The sequence below is a fragment of the Salarchaeum sp. III genome (assembly GCF_036418315.1).
Taxonomy (GTDB): Archaea; Halobacteriota; Halobacteria; order Halobacteriales; family Halobacteriaceae; genus Salarchaeum.
This window is the reverse complement of record NZ_JAZHPG010000021.1, coordinates 80702-102761: the sequence shown is the minus strand read 5'-3', so window position 1 is coordinate 102761 and position 22060 is coordinate 80702. Positions and strand designations below refer to the sequence as shown.

Below are 22060 nucleotides of genomic sequence, written 5' to 3'. Positions count from 1 at the left end.
CCTAGTCTTGTTGCTGGCATTTCCTCATTAGTTGTTTCGGCCTTTCTCACCTGTATCAGTCGGCGAAATAGTTCTCGCAGAGGTGACCGATAGTGCAGCAGTTCCACTCTTTTACGTGCTCCAAGCCCTTGATCGATTCCCGTTCCGACCGGACGGCCACCACAGAGTATTGAGTACTGTCGCTAGTATAGGTGCGATTCCACGTCTCGTCAGAACCCATCGGTGAACCGAACCATGAGGAAGTCCCCGGTATCACTGACGATAGCTTTGGATACTCGGCTCAGTCTTCAATGTAGAGACAATTCGAAGCGCGGATAGTACTCACTCCGAGGTGGATTCATCCGTACGGTATTCGTCTTCGGTTGTGACTTCGAGGAACACGTCTTCGAGCGTTTGTTCTTCATCGATTGCTTTGCGGGTTGTGAGCTCGCTGGGGTGGCCCTCCGCGACAAGGTCACCCTCGTAGAGAATGCCGACACTGGTCGCAATTTCCTCGACGACGGAGAGAATGTGCGTGGAGAGGAACACGGTGGTGTTCTCGGCAGCGAGGTTCGTAATCGTCTCCCGTACTGTTCGGGCGGCACGCGGATCAAGCCCGGACGTTGGCTCGTCGAGAAAGACCACGTCAGGATCGTGCATAATCGCCTGAATTAACCCGGTCTTCTGTCGCATCCCTTTTGAGTACGTGGCGATCCGCTGGTCGGCAGCGTCGGTCAACTCGAATCGGGCGAGGAGTGTGTCGATCCGGTCGTCGATGGCAGCTGGAGTCATATTGCGTAGCCCGCCGTGGTATTCGAGTTGCTCGCGGGCGGTGAACTCCTCGTGGATCGGTGGTGACTCGGGCAGGTAGCCAATCTGTTCGATGAGTGCCTCGCGGTCAGTGATTGATGCCCCCGCGACACGTCCGGAGCCACTGGTCGGAGGCAGTAACGCCGTCAGCATTCGGATTGTCGTCGTTTTTCCCGCGCCGTTCGGACCGAGAAATCCGTACACCGCTCCCCGTTCGACTGTGAGAGTGAGGCTATCGACGGCTGTCGTGTCGCTATACGTCTTCGTTAAATCGTCCGTGCTGATCGCTGGTTGAGTATCTATTCCAGTACGAGGTTCTCGGTTATCCGCACTCGGCGTGTCGTTTGTTCTGTTGGTCATAGTCTGGAGGTCACCCGAGTTGATAGTCTCGGAACCGCTGTACTGCAACCCTGAACGCAGTTCTCGTGATGATGGCGGCAAGCAACAGTGTGAGAAGAAGCGCGCCGATCTGGACGACAGCGGTCGGCACCCCGTGGGCTGTGATGGCCTCGTAGATAGGCGGAGCGGTCCCCAGGAAGGCTGGTATACTGACGAACACCCCGATGGCAAGAACCAGACCGTGACGAAGGAATGCAGCAGCACCCACTTCCGCGTAAATCGGCACATCGGTGAAGAAAAACGGAACTGGAGCGTAGTTGAACCGCTCGACGCCCAGCCCGACCATAGTGGCGACCGTCGCAGTACACGTGCAGACGGCACTCCCGAGGAGTGCAATCAAGAACGTTTGCCCAAACCCAACGGGACCGACGATGCCAAGTGGAACGATGATGAGGGCAATTAGCGGGATTCCGACTACGGTCGCGGCGAGGAGTGACCCACCAACGAATTGCCGGCCGGTGACCGACGTGAACAGCATTGGCAAGGCGCGATATTCGGTGCCGATTGGATCCGAACTGAAGGCGACACCAGTGACGAGGCCGAGCGTAACTGCGAAAAACACCAGCAGACTGGTTGTACCACCGGCAAGTGCGACCACTGGGAACCCAACCACGCCCATGAATAGGAGGGCATAGCCCGTGGACAGGAGTCCCTGTGGAACCCGGCGTTCCATCAGCCAGCGCTCCCGAGCAACGGTGTACATCGCTCGCGGGATACGTTCACCGACAAATCGCTCGACGATCCCTGTTTTGAGAAGTGAGTGTGAACCGCGAGTTCCTGTCGAACTGGTAGAATCGTGTTCCCAGACCTGGCGAGCGAGGAGCGTCGTCCCGGCCGTGAAAATCGGGACTGTGGTACCAAGGAGAGCGAACACACGTAGCGGGTAACGAGGGGAGGTGACTGTATCAGTTGGAGTGCCGATGAGCGCGAGGTCTACGAACCATGCGAGCGGCAACGCACCGAGGAGTCCGGCTAACGGGGCAAGCGAGAATGACAGCTCTTGTAGAAGCATCGCAGCGATGATGAGCGGAATCCAGCCGAACACGATGAGGAGATCTCGATAGTACCGTGCTCGTACGAGTCGGAGTGCGACGAGTCGGGCGGCGAGTCTACTGGTGGCTCCGAGTACAGCGGCGAGCACAGCTACGCACGCGCTTGCGAGAGTGATTGTGAGTACAACCGTTGGCGACCGGAGTCCGATTGCGGTGCCGATTGCGATCCCGAGTGTCGGCACGACGAGCGTAGTGAGTAGTCGCGCGTAGACGAACCCCAGTAGACCCAGCGCAGCGGTTCTGGCGGGAACAGTCGTCAACAGGAAATTTGGGTTCAGACGTTCGAACCGAACGTGCGTGTACTTCGAACTTCGCCAAACCATCCAGACGAACGCGGCACTGACAAAGAGGCTTACCACGCCAGCTGGAAGCGGCTGTCCGGCGATGAGGTCGCGTCCCAGTGAGTACCCAAGCCACCCGAGAGCGCTGGCGATTCCGACCAGAATGACGAGTACAAGGGGGCGACCAGTCAGCGGAGTTCCGAATTCACGATGATGGCGTATCCACTCCGCCCGCGCGATTTTCACTCCCTGCCGGACGTCCGTGGGTATGTGAGTTGGTCGGATCATCATCTCTCAAAGCCCGCAGTTCAGCGGAATCAGTCGTTAGATTCGCCCGTTCCCTGGACCGTTGAACCGATTTCCAAACCCGCGGGTTGACGCTGAGGTGTTACCGCCAAGCGCACTGAAGTTCATGTCGTCGAAAAATTCTGGCGCAGTGCGTTCGGTGGCGTAGACGTACAGCGCTGTCTTGGCGACGCCGCTGAGTGCTTTCCCGAGTAGGAGGCCGAAGACGAATGCGGAGCCACCGATTAGCACTGTCGCTACTAGCTGGATACTCGTGCCACCGGTCACGACGAATGTGAGGACACCGAGTCCGAGGCCGACGAGCGCGAACAGGAACGAGAAGATGTCGATGGTGGCCATCGCACCAATAGACTCCCCCCACGTGTCTTTGAACGTACTAGCGCTTTCCGAGAACATCTCCGTGACAGAGGGGTTACGGAAGACGATGACGGGGACGACGAAGTAGGTCATGACGCTCCATGCCACCGCGAAGACGCCGGCGAGGACCTGCGCCACGAGGTTATCCTCAGATTCGATGAGGCGGATGAGCACGCCAACGAGAGCGGCGACGAGCGACCAAGCGAACAGCGGCAGCTTCCGCTGCCAGGCGGCGGCCAGAGACCCACGAACCGACGGTTCCTCGCCGTGGAAGACCGTGCGCGTCGCTGCGACGAGGGCCGCAGTGAAAAACGACGCGACGAACGTCTCGACGAGATAGGCAACGAACAATGCGCCATACAGCACCAGCCCGGGGTTCTGAACGGAGTCCGTAAGGAGCAGACTCCCGAACAGCGTTACGATGAACGCGATGCCGGAGAGCCCACCAATCAGCGGGAACACCAGCAATTTTGGATGGGCTCTGAGCACGCGGCCGCTCCGGCGTGCCATACCGAATCCAGTTTTGAGGCGACTAAATATTCTCATATGGCTGGAATCACGCATCCATTTACATTTAATACCGTGCTTGCGTTCTGAGCCAGCAGTAGGGCGGACGTTTTATCAGTCATCGATTTGGCTCCCTCATCTGCTCATCCTCCGTTTCAGGGTCTCTATGACGAAGCAGTCGTCCATGTGGAGACGAATCAATTGTCCTCCTCTCCTCGTCGTATGTATCCCCAGTAGAGGAACAACGAGATGAACAGGAGTGACAGAACTCCTGTTAACAAACCTGAGATGAAGTTTGGTAGCGAGAGGAATGCTGTAGCATCTGCTATTGAGTAAGCAATCCAAGCAACGGATGCAACCAGCACGAACAGTAGTTCCGACTGTGAGAGGGTCCCACGAGAGTAGCCGCGTAGGCCAAGCACGATCATCACGAACCCGAAAACCACCAGTACGAAGTGGAACTCGGTGCTTCCGACCCAACTTAGCATATGTCCTCACCCCGATCTATCATCGCATACGTCGAGGAGACCTTCTGGAACGATACATCATTGTATCGGGTCAGAGGACGGCGAATCTGGCAAATGGCCGTTCTCATTTATCGGCCACCCCACTAATCACTCGGAACAGGTCTCGCCGCTTGTATTCCCAGACTGCGATGTACAACAGGAACCCAGTCACGAACATCCCCGGTCCGATCCCAGATGAATCAAGTGCGGGACGTATATCCAGGGCGGCAAAGGCACCGGCCAGCGCCGCCGCCACGCCGACACCACAAACTGTGCCGAGAGATCCGAGACGGACTCGGTCACCGCTCACGAGCCCCCGCCCGAACTGATAGACGAGTCCGAGACCGGCCAGTCCTGCGAGCGCGAGTGCAATCGTCTGTAACGACGGCACGACAAACCCCGCGAGCACGGTGACGAAGCCGCCGATGGAGACACCCGTAGCGACCCGGCTAAGCGTTCGGACGCGACTGAGCCCCGAGGAAGCCGTCACCTCGGACGGACCAGCTGTGTCCTCGGATCGATGCAGCTCACCGTCAGTAGTATCTGACACCCGCTGGCCGACGTGAATGGAGCGGCCAGACCCATCCGGTTCCGTCCAGCGAGTCTCTTCAACAACATCTACTCCCGGTGTGTCCACGTCAATGTCGTCGAACCGGATCGGTAATCCCGCCGAGATCTCGAACGTCGGGTGATCCTGAAGCTGGAAGTGGAGGTGTGGCTCTGCAGAGTTCCCGGAATGCCCACACCGACCGATCTGCTCGCCGCGCGTCACGCGGTCTCCGGGTTCGACCTCGATGCTACCCGGGACGAGATGGGCGAGACAACTGTACTCGTCTTCCGCGTGCCGGATCGTGACGGCGTTCCCGGTCATACTCTGTTTGAGCGGATGCGAGAATCCACCGGCTCGCCCGAGTTCCGGGTCATCGTCATGCACATCGACGACGACGCCGTCGGCCGGTGCGAGGACCGGTTGGTCGTAGCAGTAGTAGTTCTCGATACTCGTATCTGTGCCAGCTGGACGGCTACGTCCCTCTTCGTCGGTGATCACAAAGTCGTAGGCGTAGCGCTGGGTCGCCGGAAACCACGAGTGAGAGTACTCTTTGATCGGACTCCCGTTCACCACTGTCCATGTCCCCTCGACGGGCAGTCGATAGCTTGTGGCCTGGTCGTACGTTTCTGGATCGGGAAGCGACCCACGGTGTCTGCCGATAGCCACGAGACTCCCCAGCAGTTGCATCGCGTCCTGGCGAAACACGAGTGGATTGAAAAACGACAGTGGGATACCAAGCAGAAAGGCGACGTGGCCTCGCCAGCCGTTGTCCATTTCGAGCCAGTCTCGCGGGCCCTCGTCGTCAGTGCCGACTCCGATAGAGTACTTGGTGCCGCTGAGCAGCATCGACACGAACGGCCAGAGCACGAAGAACCAGAACAGGTGGAACAACTTGAGTATCTCAAGCTCGGGGAACAGGTTCCCAAGGATCCCAATAAACCCGAGCAGCGTCAGGGAGACCGGGCTGATAGACTGGATCCGCTTGCGGAGACGCGATCCCAGAGACGGTGATGGAGCTTGATTCGACATCCGTAGGTACTGCGTAAGAAATGGGTGTTCAGGGGTGTAAGTATTCTGTGAGCCCAACTTCACAAGAACAACTCACACACGTCGCGGAGGGGAGCACTCAATGGCCCCACCGTTCAACGAGTCTGTATGACGACCAGTGAACACGGAGGAGCGGCGTCGGAGGAGGCGTTCGCGCTGCTCGGCCACGAAATCAGACTCGACATTCTGCGCGCGTTCTTTGAGCGATACTCGCCAGTGGATCCGGAGTCACGGTCGGACGTACGGGAGCAGCGCACGCTCTCGTACGCCGAACTGATGGCAGCAACAGAGATGGAAGACAGCGGGAAGTTCAACTACCACCTCGAAAAGCTCCGCGGCGTCTACATCGAAGAGGTGGCGGAGGGATACGTTCCAACGGCGAGCGCTATTGCGCTCTACGAGGCAGTCATTGCGAACCGCCCGACAGAGTCGATACCGACCGACTTCGATATTGAGGAGGCCTGTCCGAACTGCGGGTCTGGGCTCCAAGGGAAGTACGACCAGGAGTTTCTCACCGTTGAATGCCCTGCGTGTGACCTGTTCTGGGGAGCGACGTACCGGTTTCCGAAAAACGGGATCGCTGTCCGCGAGGGAGCGGGGATTTACAAAGTACTCTACGACCGGATGATGCACCACGTCGGACTGGCTCGCACGGGGCAATGCCCGTCGTGTGCGGGCATCACCAGCATCACTGTGCCGCGGGCGCGGCTCGATGAGGACTCGACACCGACTGCGGAGCTGACCTGTGGGACATGCTCGTGGTTCATCACTGTCGATATCGTCAGTGCACTCCAATTCGAACCGCAGGTGACGAAGGCGCTGATCGAACTCGATGTTCCGCTCAGTGAGTCGAGTAGCATGCGAGCGACAGAGCAAGTGCTCCCTGACGTCACCGGTTGGGTCAGCTCGGACGATCCGTTCCAAGTCACGATCAGCATCACGTATGACGACGCTGTCGCTGAAATTACTGTTACCGACGAACTCGAAATCTGTTCTACTGTCGTTGAATAACTGGCTTGGTGGCCGTCAGTCAGCTCAGCTGCAACGTCTGAATAATTGGAAAGTATACCGAGACAGCTCTGTAAACGTCCTCGTCGGATACTAACTTCTGATGAAGAGGGATCGGTAAGTAGATCTGCGAACTTCGTGAGCTGGTGGAACTCGGAAGTCCACCCAGGGTTCTGAAATCTGGAGGAGGGAACATTTTAAATACCCAGATCGAGAAATAGTAAGTGAAGGGTAAATTAAATCCAATTGGTAAGTTTTTTCCTCGGGTAGTGACTACACTTGCTTCCAGCGATGGACCCCAGCGAGGACATCACACTGCTTGAAGACCCGGTCTGGACAGAGAAATTCGAACGCGAAAAAGAGCGACTACAAGATGCTGCCGGTGAGGGACTCCTCGGCGTCCACCACGTTGGGAGCACTGCAATTCCGAACGTGCCCGGTAAACCCGCACTGGACGTCCTAGTCGCCTTCGACTCGTTCGAACAGATGAACGAGACTGCAGAACGAATCGTCCAGGAAGACGACGAGTTCGAACGATTCGGCGAGGCGGACACCTCGATTCTGCTCATCAATTGGGCCGACGACCACGCCGTCTTCCACAGAATGCACACCAAATCGGACGAAGTAAAGATTCGAAACCAGATCCTCTTTCGCGAGTACCTCCGCGAGCACCCCGACGCACGCCGGGAGTACGAGAAAGTCAAGCGCGAGGCTGTCAAGAATCATGCCGATGATCCCGGCGACTACACCAAAGCGAAGTCGGACATCGTCGCTGACCTCCTCCAACGCGCCGAATCTGCCGGCTACGAAAAGCGGTTGCCGGACTATCTCCAATGAGCCTAGCTTCCACTGCGGCGGCACGCTTGCCGCGTCTCAAGCCCAACAGGAGTGAGCGATTCACACGACGGATAACGCAGATCATGTCGAAGGTTCTCCGCCCAACGAACTCTCGTTACTTTCGCTACACAGCCTCAGCAATCCAGCAAAGCCGACATTGCGACGCTCTTCTATCAGTTCCTGCAGCCGAACCACCAACTACTGAGAGTGGGTCCTAGCTGGAGGTCGGGGATTGTCACTCTGCACCCAAGCGATACTACAGTAGAGTACGTATCAGTAAGCAGAACACGTCTACGTATCGAAACACCGTTCCAATATACGGCGGCTTTTCACGAGCGGGAGTTAGCGTGGAACACCCGCACAGTTAGTGCGTGAACCGAACAGTTATTTCAGCTCACGCAAGGCTGCCCCAGTTTTTTGCCTCCCGACGATTTATCCGATACAGATGTCTGAGGAGTCCGACGACACTGATGGAGAACGGGTAGTCTTCGCAATGCTGGTCGGAGTGACGTTCGGAGCGGCACTCGGAACGACAGTTCTCCAAGATATCACACAGGGTATTGTTGTTGGGGTCGTCGTTGGAACCCTCGCTGCGCTCGTCTTCCCAGAGCGGACAGACCGGCTCTTCGAGGCGGTAACAGACAAACTCGAAGAATAGATCTGCTGCACTTACCGATACGTGAGTATCCTGTACAAATATGGTGCAAACGGCGCTAGTCTACCTTGGATTCGTCCTGACGCCGCTCCCGAGGCCCCTCGGGCTCCGTCTGCTGTTGCGCTCCGGTCTCGTCACTGACGGCGCCGAGGATAGTGACGTGTGGTTCACCGACAAGCCGCAAACGCTTCACACCTACTGGTCACGGTTCCACAAGGGACTGACTTGGGCCACGTTCTTCGGCGGCTGGTTCCTCACACTGATACTCTCCGGCTTCCTGTAGGCTATTTATCGAGCTGAAATCCAAGTACGATTTCGGGCCGATAGTGTTTATTTCCCCCGAGGAGTGTGCGAGGAAGTTCATCTCTCGTCACCGAGCCATGACCGAAGTAGAGTATCCCTGGCGAGACGAATCGCCCCGTTGTAACCCCTACTGGAAGCAGGAGTTGAGGATGAGGTCGAGAGTTTATAACCCGTTACAGGGGAATCGCGGAGGGAGGTGACGGATCTTTGACCGACCATATCTGTGACGACTGTGGCGAGGCATTTGCGACCTCCAACGAGTTGGGAGGCCACGTAACCGCAGTCCATCGTCGCGACCAGATCGTAACGGACGCAGACGTAATTCTCGACGACATTCAGCGTGTCGCAGACAGATTAGGAAAACCGCCGACAGCAACGGCCAGATTCGTGCCAGCCTGTCGTTTGAGGAACGTCCGTGACGCGTCGAGATCGGCGTGACCTTCGTAGCCACACGAACACCGGAACACGTCGCCGTCCCGCTCTGTATCGTCGCGCTCACCACACACCGGGCACTCCGCCGTCGTGTACGCTTCTGACTCGACTTCGACCGTGATGTCGTACTCCTCGGCGGTCGTGGCAAGCCGGTCGATGAACGAGCGATACGCCCAGAACTGGTGGTTTTCGCGTTCACCGCTGCCGTCCAATGTTCCGGCAGTACATCGGTGAGGTCGCCCACGTACACGGTTGCCACGCCTTCGTCGTACAGCCGTTCTATCAAGTCGCGGACGAGCGCGTCCTGTGCGTGGTCGCGGCGTCGTGTCCGCTTTCGGTAGAGGCGTCGAATACGGCGACTGCTGTACCGGCCCTCACGGAGTTTGGACTGCAAGCGGGCGATCTCCTCGGTGGTATCGCAGAAGCGGGCGAACAGGTTGCGCCCTTCGTAAAGGTACTGCTGACCGGTCGTGGTCGTACAGGCGACGAGTGAGAACTACACCTCGTCTGTAAGAAAGAAAGTTCGGTCGAAGACGCACCGGGCGATAATACAGCGGGTATCGACCTCGGCATCAGCAACCATCTCGCCATCGACTATGAAGACGGCCCCTCGGAGTTGTATCCGAGGAATGTGCTGAAAGAGAACAAGCACTACTTCACCCGCGAGGAGTACCGGATCGAAGGCGAGAACGGGCCGTCGAGACAAGCGCGTCGAGTCCCGCCGTAATATCGGTGAACGGTGAAGCACGGGTCCAAGGCCCGATATCGGTGATGGAACAGGTCGCAAGCGAGAACGAGTCGTTCAATCAGACGCTCACAGCCGCGGACACCGACGGTGACGGGGTCCCGGATCAGAATCTCGCCGGCGTGTACGACAAACTGTTCGCAGTCGCTCCCCAGCAAGCAGCTGGCGTCATTGAACAGTCGGATAGTGGAAACTACGAGGCGGCACGTCTCGTCATTTCCACGGATGGTGGTGCATCGGGAGGCCAAGTTATGAGTGAGATACGAGCGATGGCTAACAGTATCGAGACTGAGAGCAGTCTCACTGCCACCGCAACGGGCGATACTATCGTCAGCAAAATCAGCCAGAACCGGCTACTAGACTCTGTTATTCAGAGTCTCGCCATCGCCCTCGCCGCCATTCTCGGGTTCCTGATGATCGCGTACCGCGCTAGTGAAGGAAGTGCCACGCTCGGTGCGGTGACGGTCCTTCCGGTCGTGTTCAGCGTGACGTGAATCTTCGGCTCTATGCACCTGTTGAACATTCCGTTCAACATGCTTACTGGGATGATTTCGAGCCTCACTGTGGGGCTCGGTGTTGCATACAGCATCCACGTTAGCGAGCGGTACAATCAGGAGCTCGAACGGACGGATTCGATGTGGACAGCGATGAACCGTGCGGTCACTGGAACCGGTGGCGCACTCCTCGGGAGTGCGGCGACAACGATTGGCGGGTTCGGTGTCCTCGCCTTCGCCATTCTCCCACCCCTCCAGCAATTCGGCATCATCACCTCTCTCACGATCCTGTATGCCTTCATTTCGAGCCTGCTGGTTCTCCCCAGCTTGCTCGTGCTCTGGACTCGGTACTTCGGGCCGGAGGAACATAGGATCGAGAGCGATACCGGACCTGAATCGAGTGCTGTTGGTGGTGATGACTGAAGCGTCTGAACTACTTTCGCAGATCGTCTGAGTGATCTCTCCGCGGTTTTGCTTTTTCTTCGTTTGAAGGGGAGTTGTAGTACATCCAGAATACCCTATCTTAGCCATACAGCTGAAGACTACGCCGAACAGCAGAATATGGACCTCACAGAAGCATACCAGGAGATAATCGAAGCCGGATGTGGTGGAGCATTCAGACGAGTCGTAGTACGTAGTTTGCTACGGTGTACTGTCGCTCGGGTCCATCCCTAAACGCGCGCGGGCTTCCGCTCGCTACATGTTACCGGAACAACTTGGAGGAGATCGCCGGCGAGCAGAGCGTCTACCACCCGCCGGCGTGACTTCGCGACCTGTTTTTCGTGCCCCCAGAGAGGGCGAGGGCTCCTTCGAAAGCTCTCAGAGGTGACTTCCAGTGAGTCAACAACAGAGTCCCGACAACGTCTCGATCGACGAGATTCCGGTCGATATCGACAACACACAATCAGCGGAGATCGATCCCGCCGACATCCCCGATGAAATCGAATCCATTACCCATGGCTCGCCGATGAGCAGCCGCCGACGAATCCGCTGGTCGTATTGAAAGCGACCCGGTGGTGGTACATTCACGGCAAGGGCGGCACAGATCCCGCCTTCCAGTGGGCCATTGAGTGGGCGCGTCACCTTGCGACCGACACGCCTAGGACGTCGAGCGGTTCGACGAGTTCCTCGAATATCTCGTCACGGTCGGCTTCGCTAAGGAACGTCACGAACTCCGCTACCCGACAGAGCGGTTTTTGAACGCCCCTGAGGGGTGCGGCGCGGTCTGAACAGACGCAGTCGCCGTGAACTCGATTCGATGATCACGATGTCCACGACCAGAGACTCGTCGGTCTCCTTCGACCAGACCGACACACGATCCGACGAGATGAACAGCACCATCGAACAGTGGATCGACGACCTCGTCGCCGGCTACCGTACACGTGGCAGGAGGAGTTCGGCCGCCACGTCACGGAAGGAGAGTCGACCATCTGGATCTGGGCGCCGATCATCACCAAGCAGTGCCCGGAGTGCGAGAACTCGCCGAGCTACCACGAGGACAGTGACTGTGAGTACGACGAGACGCCACCCGAGAAGTGGTCCGAGGGCCTGGTGGGGTTCAAGCCCGCGCCGGTGTTCGACGTCTCCCAGACCGAAGGTGAGCCGCTTCCCGACCTGGACACGGAAGCGACCGGGGACGCCGGTGACCTCGTCGAACAGTTGACTGCCGCCGCTGACGACCTCGGCGTGACGGTGCGGATCGTTCCAGCCGAGGAGTGGACCCACGGCGAGGCGAAGGGTATCTGCGAGCAGCTGAGCCTCGTCGACGTCCAGCCGCTCGTCGAGGTGCGTGATCGGGAGAACGAGGCCGACCTCGCGCGGACGCTAATTCACGAGTACGCACACGCCCTGCTCCACTTCGACGTCGACGACGACACCGAGCGGGCAAAACGCGAAGTCGAGGCCGAAGCCGTCGCCTACGTCGTCGGGCGGTACTATGGGTTGGACACCAGCGGGTCGGCGTTCTACCCCGCTGCGTGGGAGTCGGATAACCCCGAGGTCGTTCGCGAGCGGCTCGGACGGATCAGTTCCACAGCAGAAGAGCTCATCGACGTGCTCGAATATTAGCCCGCTCGCTTCACTTGCGGAACAGTCCAACGAGTAGCATCAGACCAGCAACTCCTACCGCAATGAATGCGGCGACTGGGGGTGAGGTCGGCCAGGGAGGAGGTCACCCAGAGGCGGCCGGGGGCGACCCAGAGCGCGGTACCGCTGTCCAGGAGCATCTGGTCGACCGTGAGCGTCTGGAGCGGGCCGGTGGCGTGGTCCGATTCCGTCTCGAGCAGGGTGACGCCGAGCTCGAGCGTGGGAAGCTCGGGAAGCTCGTGCGTCGAACTGGTCCGCGAATGCATACGTGTCCATACCGGGGCTTCCTCAAGGGCCTCAGACAGACCCGGCGTGCAAGTGGCCGAATAGGTGAAACTGAACGGGGTCGCGACGGAACCGAGTACGCAGCCTCGCCACACCGGACCGACGGCACCCCAAGCCGGCACCGCTCGCACGCTGGATTACTCGTCCCGTTTCGGGCGAATATTTTATTACATCCTGACGGTATCACTTGACCATCATCAACTGATGTCATTTGGGTCGCCAGGGGGTGACGATCGCACCGAGACGACGCAGCGAATGCGAACTAACCCGATGTTCATCGTCTCCGAGTCATCGAGTCGTCGGAAAGGCCGGGATGCCCGGTCGATGAACATCGCTGCTGGCCGGGCGATGGCAGAGGCCGTTCGAACGACGCTTGGCCCGAAGGGGATGGACAAGATGCTCGTGGATTCCGATGGGTCGGTCCTCGTCACGAACGATGGGGTGTCGGTCCTCCACGAGATGGACCTGGAGCATCCGGCAGCGCGGATGATCAGGGAGGTGACAAAGTCCCAGGTCGAGACGGTGGGTGACGGCACGACATCGGCGGCGGTCCTGGTTGGCAGCCTTCTCGGGCAAGCGGAGGACCTCCTCGACCAGGACGTCCACGCGACCGTCATCAGTAACGGCTACAGGAAGGCCGCTACCAAGGCGACGGACATCCTGGAAGCCACGGCGACGGAACCGAATGCCGAGATCGACCACCTCCGCAACGTCGCGACCACAGCGCTCACCGGGAAGGGGACCGGTGACGCCGCGGACCAGTTGGCCGGCCTCGTCGTCTCAGGCGTTCTCACCGCCACGTCCGACGACCATGTGAACACCGCGAACATCGCCATCGAGACGATCCCGGGCAGGTCGGTTGCCGCGTCCACGATCCTCGACGGTGTCCTCCTTGAGGCGCCAACCGACCGGCCCCCTGCCGCGCACGACCTGGACAGCGCGGAGGTGGCGCTGGTCGACGGCGACGTCGCGCTGTCCGGGTTCGACGGCGAGTACACTGTCTCCGATACGGCGACGTTCGGGCGCATCCTAGACCACGAGGGCGAGTCTCGACAGGCGCTGGTGACCACGCTTGTCGAGCTGGGGATGGACGTCCTCCTCTCGACCGGAGAGATCGACGCGGAGATCCGCGGCCCTCTGGTCGACCAGGGGGTGACCTGCCTCGAAGAGGTGGGCGCCCAGCAGTTCTCGCGGGTGGCGACCGCGACGGGCGCCGGCGTCGTCCCACAGGCGAAGGCCCTCACCGTGGAGGAGCTAGGCGGTGCGAGTGCTGTTTCGGTGCGTGCCCTCGGTGGGCGTGATCGCCTCGTCATCGAGGGGAGTGCCGATCGGGGCGTCGCGACGCTCCTCCTCCGGGGCGGGACCGACCACGTGGTCGACAAGGTCGAACGCGCCGTCCGAGATGCGATCGCGGTCGTTGCCCATAACCTCGTCGACGGACGGAGCCTCCCCGGAGGCGGCGCCACCGAGGTTGCGATCGCAGGTCAGATCCGGGAGTACGCCAATTCGGTCGCCGGCCGGGAGCAACTCGCGATCGAGGCGTTCGCCGACGCACTCGAGGCAATCCCGCGGACCTTGGCCGAGAACGCCGGGCTCGACCCGATCGATGCACTCGTCGAACTCCGAACCGAGCACACGACCGGGAACACAGGCGCCGGGATCGACGCCCACGCGGGGTCGGTCGCCGATATGTGGGAGCGGGGCGTGGTCGAACCGCTGCACGTCCATGCCCACGCGATTCAGTCCGCGACCGAGGCAGCGGTACTAATCCTCCGCGTTGACGACGTCATTGCTGCGGGGGATCTCGCCGGCGGGGAGGAGGAACCTGAGCGGGCATCGACGAGCGGATTCGCCGACGATACGGCGTCCGCTGCGATGGCGGTGCCCGAACCGGTATCGGGGTCCGTTGCACGCGCGTTCGCGTCCGTCTCGGCTCAAGAGATCGGCGATCGGGACGAATCCATCATCACGCAGCTCGGCACGGAATCCCGGCCTGGCAGCCACGGGGGCACACGGCACCGGACCAAGGAGACGATTGACGCCGTCTCGGCGCCGAGCTGGGTCCCGCCCCAGCAGCGGTTCCCGCTTCGCCTCCAATGGACGGGGAACGTCGAAGCCGTGAATATCCACGGTACGGATAGCTTCGAGGTGGTTGAGGTGGTCGGCGAAGACCCCGACGTGACCACTGCTGGGGGGCGAACGAAGGTCGCAGCGGACGAACTCGGCGACTACGGGACCCTGCTGGTGTACCTTCGAACGACGGACATCCCGGCCGAGAGCACGGCGATCTCGCTCCCGGTGTCCTTCGAGTTCGAGTCCGGAACCACCCGTTCGACGCGGGTCCAGCTGGACGTCCTCCGGGCGGCCCTAAACGCCGAGGCGACGAGCCAGCTGCCCACACAGAACCGTGCGAGAGGGGTCGACATCTCCCTGGAAAACACGGGGGCGCTGAAGGCTCTTGTGGACGTCGAGGCCGTCGTCGACGGGGAGCCCGCCGCGATCCCTGGTGGCGGAGTCTGGAACCTCCTGCAGGGATTCCTGAATATCGGTCTCCACCGGTTCGACGCCGCCAAGCTCGATCCCGTCGACAAGCTGGACGCCCAGGATCGAGCGCTCCTCGAACGGGCCTGTGAGGACGTCGTAGCGCTTCTCGACGACGACGTTCCACCGCCGGAGCACTACTCACGGGATGGCCTTCGTGACCTGCGCGAGGTCCTGGAGACGATGCTCGACCGGGAGCAGTTCACCCCGCTCGAACCACACCTCGACGACGTCCGGTTGGCGTATCTGATCGAGACCGCGGCGGTCCACCCCGACGAATCCGTCCAGTTTACGTCGGTCGTCGACGGCATTGACGTCCCGCAGTCCGCGACCGAGATCGACATCGTGATTCGCTACGAGGACCCGAACGGCACGACCTACGAACCAATTCATCACACGGTCTCGCTGGAGGAGACGACCGAGCGGGCGTGCGTGCTCCCCGTGAACCTCCGCGTGAGTAGGAGTGACTGACCAGATGGCAGACATCACCGTCCCCATCGGGAGCCTAGTCAGCGGGGCCACACGGGCCATCGATGTCCTGAGTGACTTTGAGCCCGAGCTCGAACGGATTGAGGTGAACTACGAACGCGGAGATGCCCGCCTGTTCTTCGGCGTGACCGTCCCCGATCGGTTCTTCGACCGGGCACGGAGTACGGTCACCCTCGAGCGCCCGCTGAATTGCACGCTCGAGGCGATCCAGAACAAGAACCTCCTCGAATCGTACGACATCGCCGAGTTGTCCGACACGGAATACGAATTCCCCGCGGGCAAACTCGACAGCAGCGAGGAGTATCGGTTGGTCATCGCGGGGCGGGCCTCCACGGACGTCCTGGACGAGCTGATCACGCGCGATTGCTTCACGGGCAAGCGGACCCGCAACGCGTACGAACGGAATCTAGTCTACAACCCAGGGGCGGTCACTTGGGACGGGTCGACGGTCGTAACCGTGATCTCAGAGTACCTGGACGCCGTCGAATTCGATGAGAACTACCTCCCACGGTCCGTCCGGGAGGCGATCCCGGAGGCCATCTCGGAGTACCAGTCAACGGCCTGGCGGACTCCTCATGACCCTGAAAGTGAAATCTCCGACACGTCCGCGAACGTCGAGGACCTTCCCGAGGAGGTGCGGGACCTGATCGAGGTACCGGCCGACGAGCGGGACTGGTGGTTCAGTGCGGAGGTGATGGGGGATTTCGTCCGGATGGAAGGGCCGATGAAGTACCACGACCTGCAGACAGACGATGGTGAACTCCCTGTTCCACAGTCCTTCGAAGTCCACGCACGGACCGAATTCCCGGAAGAGCAGGGTCTGATGGAGGGGACGATCACCTTCAGGAAAGCGTCGTTCTGGGAAGAACTGGAAGAAGAGCTCCTGCGGATTTGACGCGTGGGATTGTGGAAGCACGTTCCAACCTCTCCCTGGCGGGCGGCTGAATTCACCGGGCCACTCCCGTAGACCGTGCACTTGCCCACCGAACATCCATGAGCCCGGACCACCGGTGGAGGTGCGCCGGGAGCATGCCGAACTTACCGTGACCGGCTCACCCGATGCCTAATGAGGAACCCCTCTCGGAACCCGATTCGAACCAGATCGCCCCCACAGCGGATAACCAAGCCCACGAGTACCTTCGATACGCCGTCCCCCGGATACTCGAAGGGCAGGCAGACCACCTCCTGGCGGACTGGACGCCGATCGATGGCGTGACCGTCGGCTACGGGAGCGACGAGGCGATGTACGACAGCTGGGGCTCCAGCGAAGACTGGTGGGAGACCGTGTCGCCACAGGAGGCGTGTACCCGATTCCGGGTGTTCTTCCCGGACGACCACCAGACAGTTCCCCGCGACATCGTCGACGTGATGGGCGCGCTCGGTGCCTGGCGCGTCTGGACTGGGTGCGCAGCCGCGTGCGGCTCCTACGACCATCGCGAGCGCCGCGAGGTCCACTACCTGTGGCCGGAAGGCCATCCGGTCGAGGAAGTGCTCCACGAGCGGCGCAGTGGCCCTGCGGAAGCCGTCGCTCCCGACGGTGGCCGAACGGGCGACGTTCGCGACCGACTGGTCGTCGACGAGAACGCACAGTCGAAGGACGATCTCGAGCCCCGCACGAAGCGTGCCGTCGCCGAAGCAATGGGCGTCTCACTCCTCTCGAAGGGTGGCCGCTACGAGGTACAGTCTGCGTCCGGGAACCGGTACGAAGTCGACGTCATCGACGAGTCGTGTACCTGTCCCGACGGGCAGCAACGTTCACCCGAAGGCGGCTGCAAGCACCTGCGCCGCGTCGATCACGAGATCAAACGGGGCCGCGTTCCCCGACCAGACGGCCGGCTCCCAGCTGACCCGAACTAACCCTGAGTAACCAACAGGGCTCTCAAGACCACGCTTGCTTTGGGTGACTCAGTCAGTATCGGCCCACTTGCTGTTACGGCAGCTCGCCAGTTACGTCAACGAGATCCTCCTCGGTTCGCCAGCGATAGAGCCGTCCTTCTTGGTCAAATAGTTCGAAGACGCCGTCCTGCATCCACCCAAATGGGTGTTCTTCGTCCTCGTACTCTCGCTTTAGGACGTGACTTTTCGCGAAGAACTCCGTCGTGCCGACGAGTAGTCCTTGTTCGACGAGGAAGTCACTCGGCTCTTTCTCGGCGACACCGACGAGGTAGGTCACGATGTCCGCGATGAGGCAGAACTTCTGGATGCTGTTGTCCCACTCCCCACGAATATCGACCATTCGGAACGCGTACGCGTTGGTGCGCCGGTTAAGGCGGTCCACCACCAGATTCAGCCGTCGGATCGGCTCCCGGTCATAGTTTCCGAGGACGAAATACGACCGGTCGTTCTCGTAGACCGGGGTTAACTCGCTCAAGGCGTGGAAGACTTCCTCGTTGTCGGCCAGCGTTATCTCTTCCTCGTCAAGCTGGTCTTTGGCACTTTTGAGAACGTCATCGGGAACAGGAGACTCCTCCTCGGTCATTATATGAGTGTCTCGTGGCGGAGAGATATGGTTTACGGAGTAAATTACCTGCTAAGATACGTACAGTTTACTGTGAGGTGATTTACTCAGGAGTAAACTACTTGGCGCCAGAACGTGTATCGTGTTGTATGAGCACCGATCTGGGGACTGCTGAGGGGATGGAATCCCGCGAGCTCGTCCACTTCGTCACCCAACAGACGCGGTTCGCGCTCATCAACAACATTCTCCAGCATCCCGAGCAGCTCCCCTCGATGTACGAGCTTGAGGAGCTCAACCCCAGCGTGAGCGACGCGACCGTCTACAAGCACGTCCAGAAGCTCATCGATGCCGGCATCGTCAAGGAAGTCGCCCTGGACGATGACCAGCGCCGACAGGGCTACCCCTGGAAGTTCTACGGACTCACCGAGAAGGGACGGGCATTCCTCGACGACCACAACCTGCTCGCCGCAGAGGAGACGCTCCAGCAGATCTACGAGACCATCTCCGACAAGCCCGAGAAGATGGTCAAGTACGAGAACGCGCCCCGTCCGGAAGAAGCGTAGCTGCCGAGCATTCGGTCCAAATTAGCACTCAGGGTTCGGTTTTGTAGTCAGCCGCCAGCTCCTGGAACTCGTCCCACTCCGGGAGTCGCTCGTCGTCGACCTCGCCGTGCGTCTCGAGGTAGCGGAGCAGGGCGTCGAGTTCGTCTTCGAGGTCATACGTTGTCGCCTGCGCTCGGAGGGCCGCCTCGTCGACGTCGACGTGGCTGAGCAGGAGGAGACAGTACGAGCGGTGGCGGCTGCCGTCGTCGATGAGCAGCGTGTGACAGCAGAGCTTCGCCGGCGAGACTGCGTCGAGTTCCTCGGAGTAGACGTAGTAGCGGTGGCCGGTAAGCAGGAACTGGAGGTCGAAGGCCGCGAACCGACCGAGGCCGGTTTGGTGGAACGCCTCCGCATCGATCTCCGTCTCGGCCTGCGCGAGGAATTCGTCGTAACCCTCCCAGAGAATCGTCCCCTTCGGGGCGACGGCTTCGAGGCGTTGACGATGTAGATGGTGTGCGAGTTCACGGGCAAACTCGTGGAGGCGGTCGAAGTCAGCGTTGAACTCGTAGTGGCCGTCGGCCCTCCCGACGAGCCCACGGTTGCGAAACCGCTTGAGGACGCGATTGACCGTATTGCGGTAGTTGTCGCTCCGGTCGGCAATTTCGGAGACGGTTCGCGGCTGGTCGAGGTAGTACAGTACCTCGAGTGCCTTCCCGGTCAGCAGTTCGGGGAAGTCGATGTGGGAGTGCTGGCGGACAAGATCCTGGTAGTGTTCGACGGCGCGAGCATCCGACGGGACGACTCGTTTTCGCCGGCCATCGCGTTCCGTGTAGACGAGTCCCTTTTCGACGAGGTCGGCGACGGCACGAGAGAGGTAGCTCTCGCTATGGTCGAGCTTCGTCGCGAGCTCGGAGATCGTGTCGCCGCGGTCGACCGTGGCGAGGACCTCGAGTTCGATGCGCCGGAGCACGGTGTAACATAGTACGAAACTAGCATATAAATTAGTTTCGAGTAGTGTTACAGTCAGCAATCGCGAGAACCGCCCCACCGTCTTAACCAACAAAGCTATGGGTTCGTGGGCCGTGTTGGTTAACACGAGAGCAGCCGATGTCCTACGAACCACCAACCCCACCAGCGAACCTTCCGACAGAGATTGTCAATACGCTCAACGACGCCTCATCGGAGCAGCTTCGAGACGTTGCCACGTACGCTGACGCGCTCGCCGAACACAAGGAACGAGAGGCACGCCTCGAGGAGTCGGCCGACCAAGACGAAGTTGAAGAACGACCAGACAATCTTCCGGACGATGTCCCCACCAAAGCAACGATTACGGTCAAGGAGATTAACGATAATCGCTACTACTACTGGCAGTGGCGAGAGGGCGACCAAATCAAATCACAGTACAAAGGCCCGGTAAACTCCGGGAACACAGAATAACGACTGAAGGAAATCCCACGTCTAAGGGGTCGTGGGGGAGCGGCGTTGTTGCTGGGCCACTTCTCTTCAACTGGCCTGGAGAGTCGAGGTAAGTCTGGCGGGAGGGTGCGTATCGAGAGGAAGGTACCCCACCGTGTCCGCTGTTCTGCATCGAACGTTGTCAGGCCATACACGAGTTCGAGTTGATCGCGATATTCCTGACTCATGGAGAGCAGGGTGGGATTGGTCGTTGGTACCCCACTATGTCCGTTGTTCTGCAAACAAGTTCTATGTCCGATTCACTCCAGTGATACCCCACCATGTCCGCTGTTCCCGGAAGCCGCTAGACGTTCGCTATCTCCGAGTCACCTCCACAAGAGCGGGTGACATTACGAGACACTGTTTCGCTCCAGTACCCCACCATGTCCGCAGTAATACGTCCCCGAACGAATACACTATGCAATGGAAAAAGGATATCGCGACCCCACCGTGTCCGCAGAAATCAGCTCCCGGAAGGCCCCCACTCACTGACCCCAGTGTGTCCGGAGTTATCCACACAGAGAACCCCCACATCCCGAGAATTCGCGGTTGTGTGTGCCACTCAAACAGTCGGTCGGGGGTGGTTGGAGAGCGGGAGTGTTATGCGGGGTCTTCGATGTCGATATCGACATCGGCGAGTGCCTGGTCGACGACTGAATCGTGGATGCCAACGAGCTCGACGGTATCGGACATGGCCTCAAGGACTTGTTTGACGTCCATGTCGAGGGTGTATTCGCGGTAGGTGCCGCCACGTCGGCCTTCGTTGCGTTCGGTGACACCGACGATGCCGAGCATGGTGAGTTCGCTGAGGTGGTCGCGCATGCGGCGGGGAACGAGGGGGTCGCGTTCAGCGAGTTCGGCGAACCGCGTATACCGTGGGCGAATGTCACGGGAGCGGACTGGTGTGTTGTTTTCGAGTTCGTGGGTGAGGAGGGCGTAGAGGACGAGGTGGCCGTGTTCGGTGAGGCCACGGACGCCTTCCTCGATGCGGCCGCGCTCAAGCGCATTCCGGCCCTGGTCGACGTGGGCTTCGGTGACGATGTCGCCGTCCTGGTCGCGAGCGATATCACCAGCTTTCATCAGGAGGTCGATGGCTTGCCGGGCGTCGCCAGCGTCTTTGGCGCCATAGGCGGCGCAGAGTGGGATGACGCCGTCTTCGAGGACGTCGTCGTGGAAGGCGACGCTGGCGCGCTGTTCGAGGATGGCGATGAGGTCGTTGGCGTCGTACGCAGGAAAGTGGATTTCGTTTTCGCAGAGGCTGGATTTGACTTTGGGGGAGAGTTCTTCGCGGAAGGAGAAGTCGTTGGAGATGCCGATGATGCCGACTTTGGCGTTGGTGAGTTTGTTGTTTGCGCGGGCGCGTGGGAGTTGGTAGAGGAGGCTGTCGTCTTCGATGTTGTCGATTTCGTCGAGGACGATGACGACGGTGTCGCCAAGGGAGTCGAGTTCCTCCCAGAGCATGTCGTAGACGGCGGCGAGGGGGTAGCCGGTGGTGGAGATCTGATTGGATTCGTCGCGGAGTTCGTTGACGAGGTGGGTGGCGACCTGGTAGGAGGAGGAGAGGCCGTCGCAGTTGAGGAAGTTGAGGGAGAGAGTGATGTCGTCGTAGTCGGCGGCATCTTCGCGCAGATGGGAGAGAAGGTAGCGGGTGGCGGCGGTTTTGCCGACGCCGGTTTTGCCGTAGAGAAAGATATTGTTCGGTTGTTCGCCGTTGATGATGGGTTGGAGAGCGGATTGGAAGGTGGTGAGCTCGTCGTCACGACCGACGAGTTCCTCGGGTTGATAATCTTCCCGCAGGGCGTCGCGGTCGGTGTAGATGTCTCGATCCCGTTCGAACAGCGCCATGAGAACGCGTGACGCGTACACCAACATAAAACCACCGCGTCCGCAGCGTCCGCAGAAATTCCATTTATAAAGAACGCGGGGGACACACCCCC

Annotated in this window: 18 protein-coding genes and 5 pseudogenes; 13 read left to right on the top strand and 10 right to left on the bottom strand. The window is 59.9% G+C overall.

The genetic code is table 11. The features are described 5' to 3' along the window. Positions 1-321: 321 nt before the first annotated feature. The 5 genes from U3A55_RS05180 to U3A55_RS05160 form a co-directional block, all read right to left on the bottom strand. Positions 322-1149, bottom strand: a complete 828-nt coding sequence (locus U3A55_RS05180; protein WP_442978272.1) for an ABC transporter ATP-binding protein — start codon at positions 1147-1149, stop codon at positions 322-324. Positions 1150-1159: 10 nt separating this feature from the next. Then, positions 1160-2812, bottom strand: a complete 1653-nt coding sequence (locus tag U3A55_RS05175) for a hypothetical protein (RefSeq protein ID WP_330990411.1) — start codon at positions 2810-2812, stop codon at positions 1160-1162. A gap of 33 nt (positions 2813-2845) precedes the next feature. Further along, positions 2846-3694 carry a DUF6159 family protein gene (locus U3A55_RS05170; RefSeq protein ID WP_330990410.1) on the bottom strand — a complete coding sequence of 283 codons (849 nt, stop codon included), beginning with the start codon at positions 3692-3694 and terminating at the stop codon, positions 2846-2848. 194 nt (positions 3695-3888) lie between these two features. Next, the gene (locus U3A55_RS05165) at positions 3889-4179 is read right to left on the bottom strand and encodes a hypothetical protein (protein ID WP_330990409.1); all 291 of its coding nucleotides are present in this window, start codon (positions 4177-4179) and stop codon (positions 3889-3891) included. A gap of 103 nt (positions 4180-4282) precedes the next feature. Beyond that, positions 4283-5776 (bottom strand): M23 family metallopeptidase, encoded by a 1494-nt coding sequence (locus tag U3A55_RS05160; protein ID WP_330990408.1) that lies wholly within the window; start codon positions 5774-5776, stop codon positions 4283-4285. 126 nt (positions 5777-5902) lie between these two features. Between U3A55_RS05160 and U3A55_RS05155 the strand changes: the two genes are divergently transcribed. The 4 genes from U3A55_RS05155 to U3A55_RS05140 all read left to right on the top strand — a co-directional run bounded on the left by U3A55_RS05155 (position 5903) and on the right by U3A55_RS05140 (position 8577). Next, complete coding sequence (locus tag U3A55_RS05155; RefSeq protein WP_330990407.1) at positions 5903-6805, top strand: DUF7351 domain-containing protein; 903 nt, start codon at positions 5903-5905, stop codon at positions 6803-6805. Between the two features lie 288 nt (positions 6806-7093). Continuing rightward, complete coding sequence (locus U3A55_RS05150) at positions 7094-7639, top strand: GrpB family protein (protein ID WP_330990406.1); 546 nt, start codon at positions 7094-7096, stop codon at positions 7637-7639. A 445-nt stretch (positions 7640-8084) separates the two neighbouring features. Further along, positions 8085-8297, top strand: coding sequence for a hypothetical protein (locus U3A55_RS05145; protein ID WP_330990405.1), 213 nt, complete (start codon positions 8085-8087; stop codon positions 8295-8297). A 40-nt stretch (positions 8298-8337) separates the two neighbouring features. Further along, positions 8338-8577: a hypothetical protein gene (locus U3A55_RS05140; protein ID WP_330990404.1), complete on the top strand. Its 240-nt coding sequence runs from the start codon at positions 8338-8340 to the stop codon at positions 8575-8577. A gap of 409 nt (positions 8578-8986) precedes the next feature. Here the strand turns inward: U3A55_RS05140 and U3A55_RS05135 are convergent. Further along, positions 8987-9522 (bottom strand): annotated as a pseudogene (locus U3A55_RS05135) (transposase); the annotation flags it as partial. Here U3A55_RS05135 and U3A55_RS15245 point away from each other — a divergent pair. The 4 pseudogenes from U3A55_RS15245 to U3A55_RS05115 all read left to right on the top strand — a co-directional run. Continuing rightward, positions 9523-9744 (top strand): annotated as a pseudogene (locus tag U3A55_RS15245) (transposase); the annotation flags it as partial. Further along, positions 9729-10691, top strand: a pseudogene (locus U3A55_RS15240) (MMPL family transporter); the annotation flags it as partial. The pseudogenes U3A55_RS15245 and U3A55_RS15240, both read left to right, overlap by 16 nt. A 412-nt stretch (positions 10692-11103) precedes the next feature. Next, positions 11104-11497, top strand: a pseudogene (locus tag U3A55_RS05120) (hypothetical protein). A 38-nt stretch (positions 11498-11535) separates the two neighbouring features. After that, positions 11536-12335, top strand: a pseudogene (locus U3A55_RS05115) (DUF955 domain-containing protein). On the opposite strand, the gene U3A55_RS05110 reads toward U3A55_RS05115, so the two are convergent. After that, positions 12332-12619: a hypothetical protein gene (locus U3A55_RS05110; RefSeq protein WP_330990401.1), complete on the bottom strand. Its 288-nt coding sequence runs from the start codon at positions 12617-12619 to the stop codon at positions 12332-12334. The pseudogene U3A55_RS05115 and the gene U3A55_RS05110 sit on opposite strands and share 4 nt — an antisense overlap. A 289-nt stretch (positions 12620-12908) precedes the next feature. Here U3A55_RS05110 and thsA point away from each other — a divergent pair, with 289 nt between their 5' ends. From thsA to U3A55_RS05095, 3 genes are all read left to right on the top strand, one after another. Next, positions 12909-15650 (top strand): thermosome subunit alpha, encoded by a 2742-nt coding sequence (thsA, locus tag U3A55_RS05105; protein WP_330990400.1) that lies wholly within the window; start codon positions 12909-12911, stop codon positions 15648-15650. A gap of 4 nt (positions 15651-15654) precedes the next feature. Next, positions 15655-16563, top strand: coding sequence for a hypothetical protein (locus U3A55_RS05100; RefSeq protein WP_330990399.1), 909 nt, complete (start codon positions 15655-15657; stop codon positions 16561-16563). Positions 16564-16727: 164 nt separating this feature from the next. Next, complete coding sequence (locus U3A55_RS05095; RefSeq protein WP_330990398.1) at positions 16728-17525, top strand: hypothetical protein; 798 nt, start codon at positions 16728-16730, stop codon at positions 17523-17525. Positions 17526-17598: 73 nt separating this feature from the next. Here U3A55_RS05095 and U3A55_RS05090 read toward each other — a convergent pair whose 3' ends face one another. Continuing rightward, entirely contained in the window at positions 17599-18147 is a 549-nt protein-coding gene (locus tag U3A55_RS05090) for a hypothetical protein (protein WP_330990397.1), read from the bottom strand. Positions 18148-18275: 128 nt separating this feature from the next. On the opposite strand from U3A55_RS05090, the gene U3A55_RS05085 reads away from it, so the two are divergent. Then, positions 18276-18689, top strand: a complete 414-nt coding sequence (locus tag U3A55_RS05085) for a PadR family transcriptional regulator (RefSeq protein WP_330990396.1) — start codon at positions 18276-18278, stop codon at positions 18687-18689. 28 nt (positions 18690-18717) lie between these two features. Here U3A55_RS05085 and U3A55_RS05080 read toward each other — a convergent pair whose 3' ends face one another. Continuing rightward, positions 18718-19638, bottom strand: coding sequence for a MarR family transcriptional regulator (locus U3A55_RS05080; RefSeq protein ID WP_330990395.1), 921 nt, complete (start codon positions 19636-19638; stop codon positions 18718-18720). Positions 19639-19775: 137 nt separating this feature from the next. Here U3A55_RS05080 and U3A55_RS05075 point away from each other — a divergent pair, with 137 nt between their 5' ends. Continuing rightward, a complete protein-coding gene (locus tag U3A55_RS05075; protein WP_330990394.1) occupies positions 19776-20105 on the top strand; it encodes a hypothetical protein in 330 nt (109 codons plus the stop codon). Between the two features lie 618 nt (positions 20106-20723). On the opposite strand, the gene U3A55_RS05070 is transcribed toward U3A55_RS05075, so the two are convergent. Next, positions 20724-21968 carry an orc1/cdc6 family replication initiation protein gene (locus tag U3A55_RS05070; RefSeq protein ID WP_330990393.1) on the bottom strand — a complete coding sequence of 415 codons (1245 nt, stop codon included), beginning with the start codon at positions 21966-21968 and terminating at the stop codon, positions 20724-20726. Positions 21969-22060: the final 92 nt, after the last annotated feature.

What these genes read in the sequence shown, in the direction of transcription:
- U3A55_RS05110 (WP_330990401.1), bottom strand. Translation starts at nt 12,619, where the DNA reads ATGCATTCGCGGACCAGTTCGACGCACGAGCTTCCCGAGCTTCCCACG.
- U3A55_RS05090 (WP_330990397.1), bottom strand. Translation starts at nt 18,147, where the DNA reads ATGACCGAGGAGGAGTCTCCTGTTCCCGATGACGTTCTCAAAAGTGCC.
- U3A55_RS05075 (WP_330990394.1), top strand. Translation starts at nt 19,776, where the DNA reads ATGTCCTACGAACCACCAACCCCACCAGCGAACCTTCCGACAGAGATT.
- thsA (WP_330990400.1), top strand. Translation starts at nt 12,909, where the DNA reads ATGTTCATCGTCTCCGAGTCATCGAGTCGTCGGAAAGGCCGGGATGCC.
- U3A55_RS05180 (WP_442978272.1), bottom strand. Translation starts at nt 1,149, where the DNA reads ATGACCAACAGAACAAACGACACGCCGAGTGCGGATAACCGAGAACCT.
- U3A55_RS05165 (WP_330990409.1), bottom strand. Translation starts at nt 4,179, where the DNA reads ATGCTAAGTTGGGTCGGAAGCACCGAGTTCCACTTCGTACTGGTGGTT.
- U3A55_RS05085 (WP_330990396.1), top strand. Translation starts at nt 18,276, where the DNA reads ATGAGCACCGATCTGGGGACTGCTGAGGGGATGGAATCCCGCGAGCTC.
- U3A55_RS05145 (WP_330990405.1), top strand. Translation starts at nt 8,085, where the DNA reads ATGTCTGAGGAGTCCGACGACACTGATGGAGAACGGGTAGTCTTCGCA.
- U3A55_RS05140 (WP_330990404.1), top strand. Translation starts at nt 8,338, where the DNA reads ATGGTGCAAACGGCGCTAGTCTACCTTGGATTCGTCCTGACGCCGCTC.
- U3A55_RS05095 (WP_330990398.1), top strand. Translation starts at nt 16,728, where the DNA reads ATGCCTAATGAGGAACCCCTCTCGGAACCCGATTCGAACCAGATCGCC.
- U3A55_RS05170 (WP_330990410.1), bottom strand. Translation starts at nt 3,694, where the DNA reads ATGGCACGCCGGAGCGGCCGCGTGCTCAGAGCCCATCCAAAATTGCTG.
- U3A55_RS05150 (WP_330990406.1), top strand. Translation starts at nt 7,094, where the DNA reads ATGGACCCCAGCGAGGACATCACACTGCTTGAAGACCCGGTCTGGACA.
- U3A55_RS05160 (WP_330990408.1), bottom strand. Translation starts at nt 5,776, where the DNA reads ATGTCGAATCAAGCTCCATCACCGTCTCTGGGATCGCGTCTCCGCAAG.
- U3A55_RS05100 (WP_330990399.1), top strand. Translation starts at nt 15,655, where the DNA reads ATGGCAGACATCACCGTCCCCATCGGGAGCCTAGTCAGCGGGGCCACA.
- U3A55_RS05070 (WP_330990393.1), bottom strand. Translation starts at nt 21,968, where the DNA reads ATGGCGCTGTTCGAACGGGATCGAGACATCTACACCGACCGCGACGCC.
- U3A55_RS05175 (WP_330990411.1), bottom strand. Translation starts at nt 2,812, where the DNA reads ATGATGATCCGACCAACTCACATACCCACGGACGTCCGGCAGGGAGTG.
- U3A55_RS05155 (WP_330990407.1), top strand. Translation starts at nt 5,903, where the DNA reads ATGACGACCAGTGAACACGGAGGAGCGGCGTCGGAGGAGGCGTTCGCG.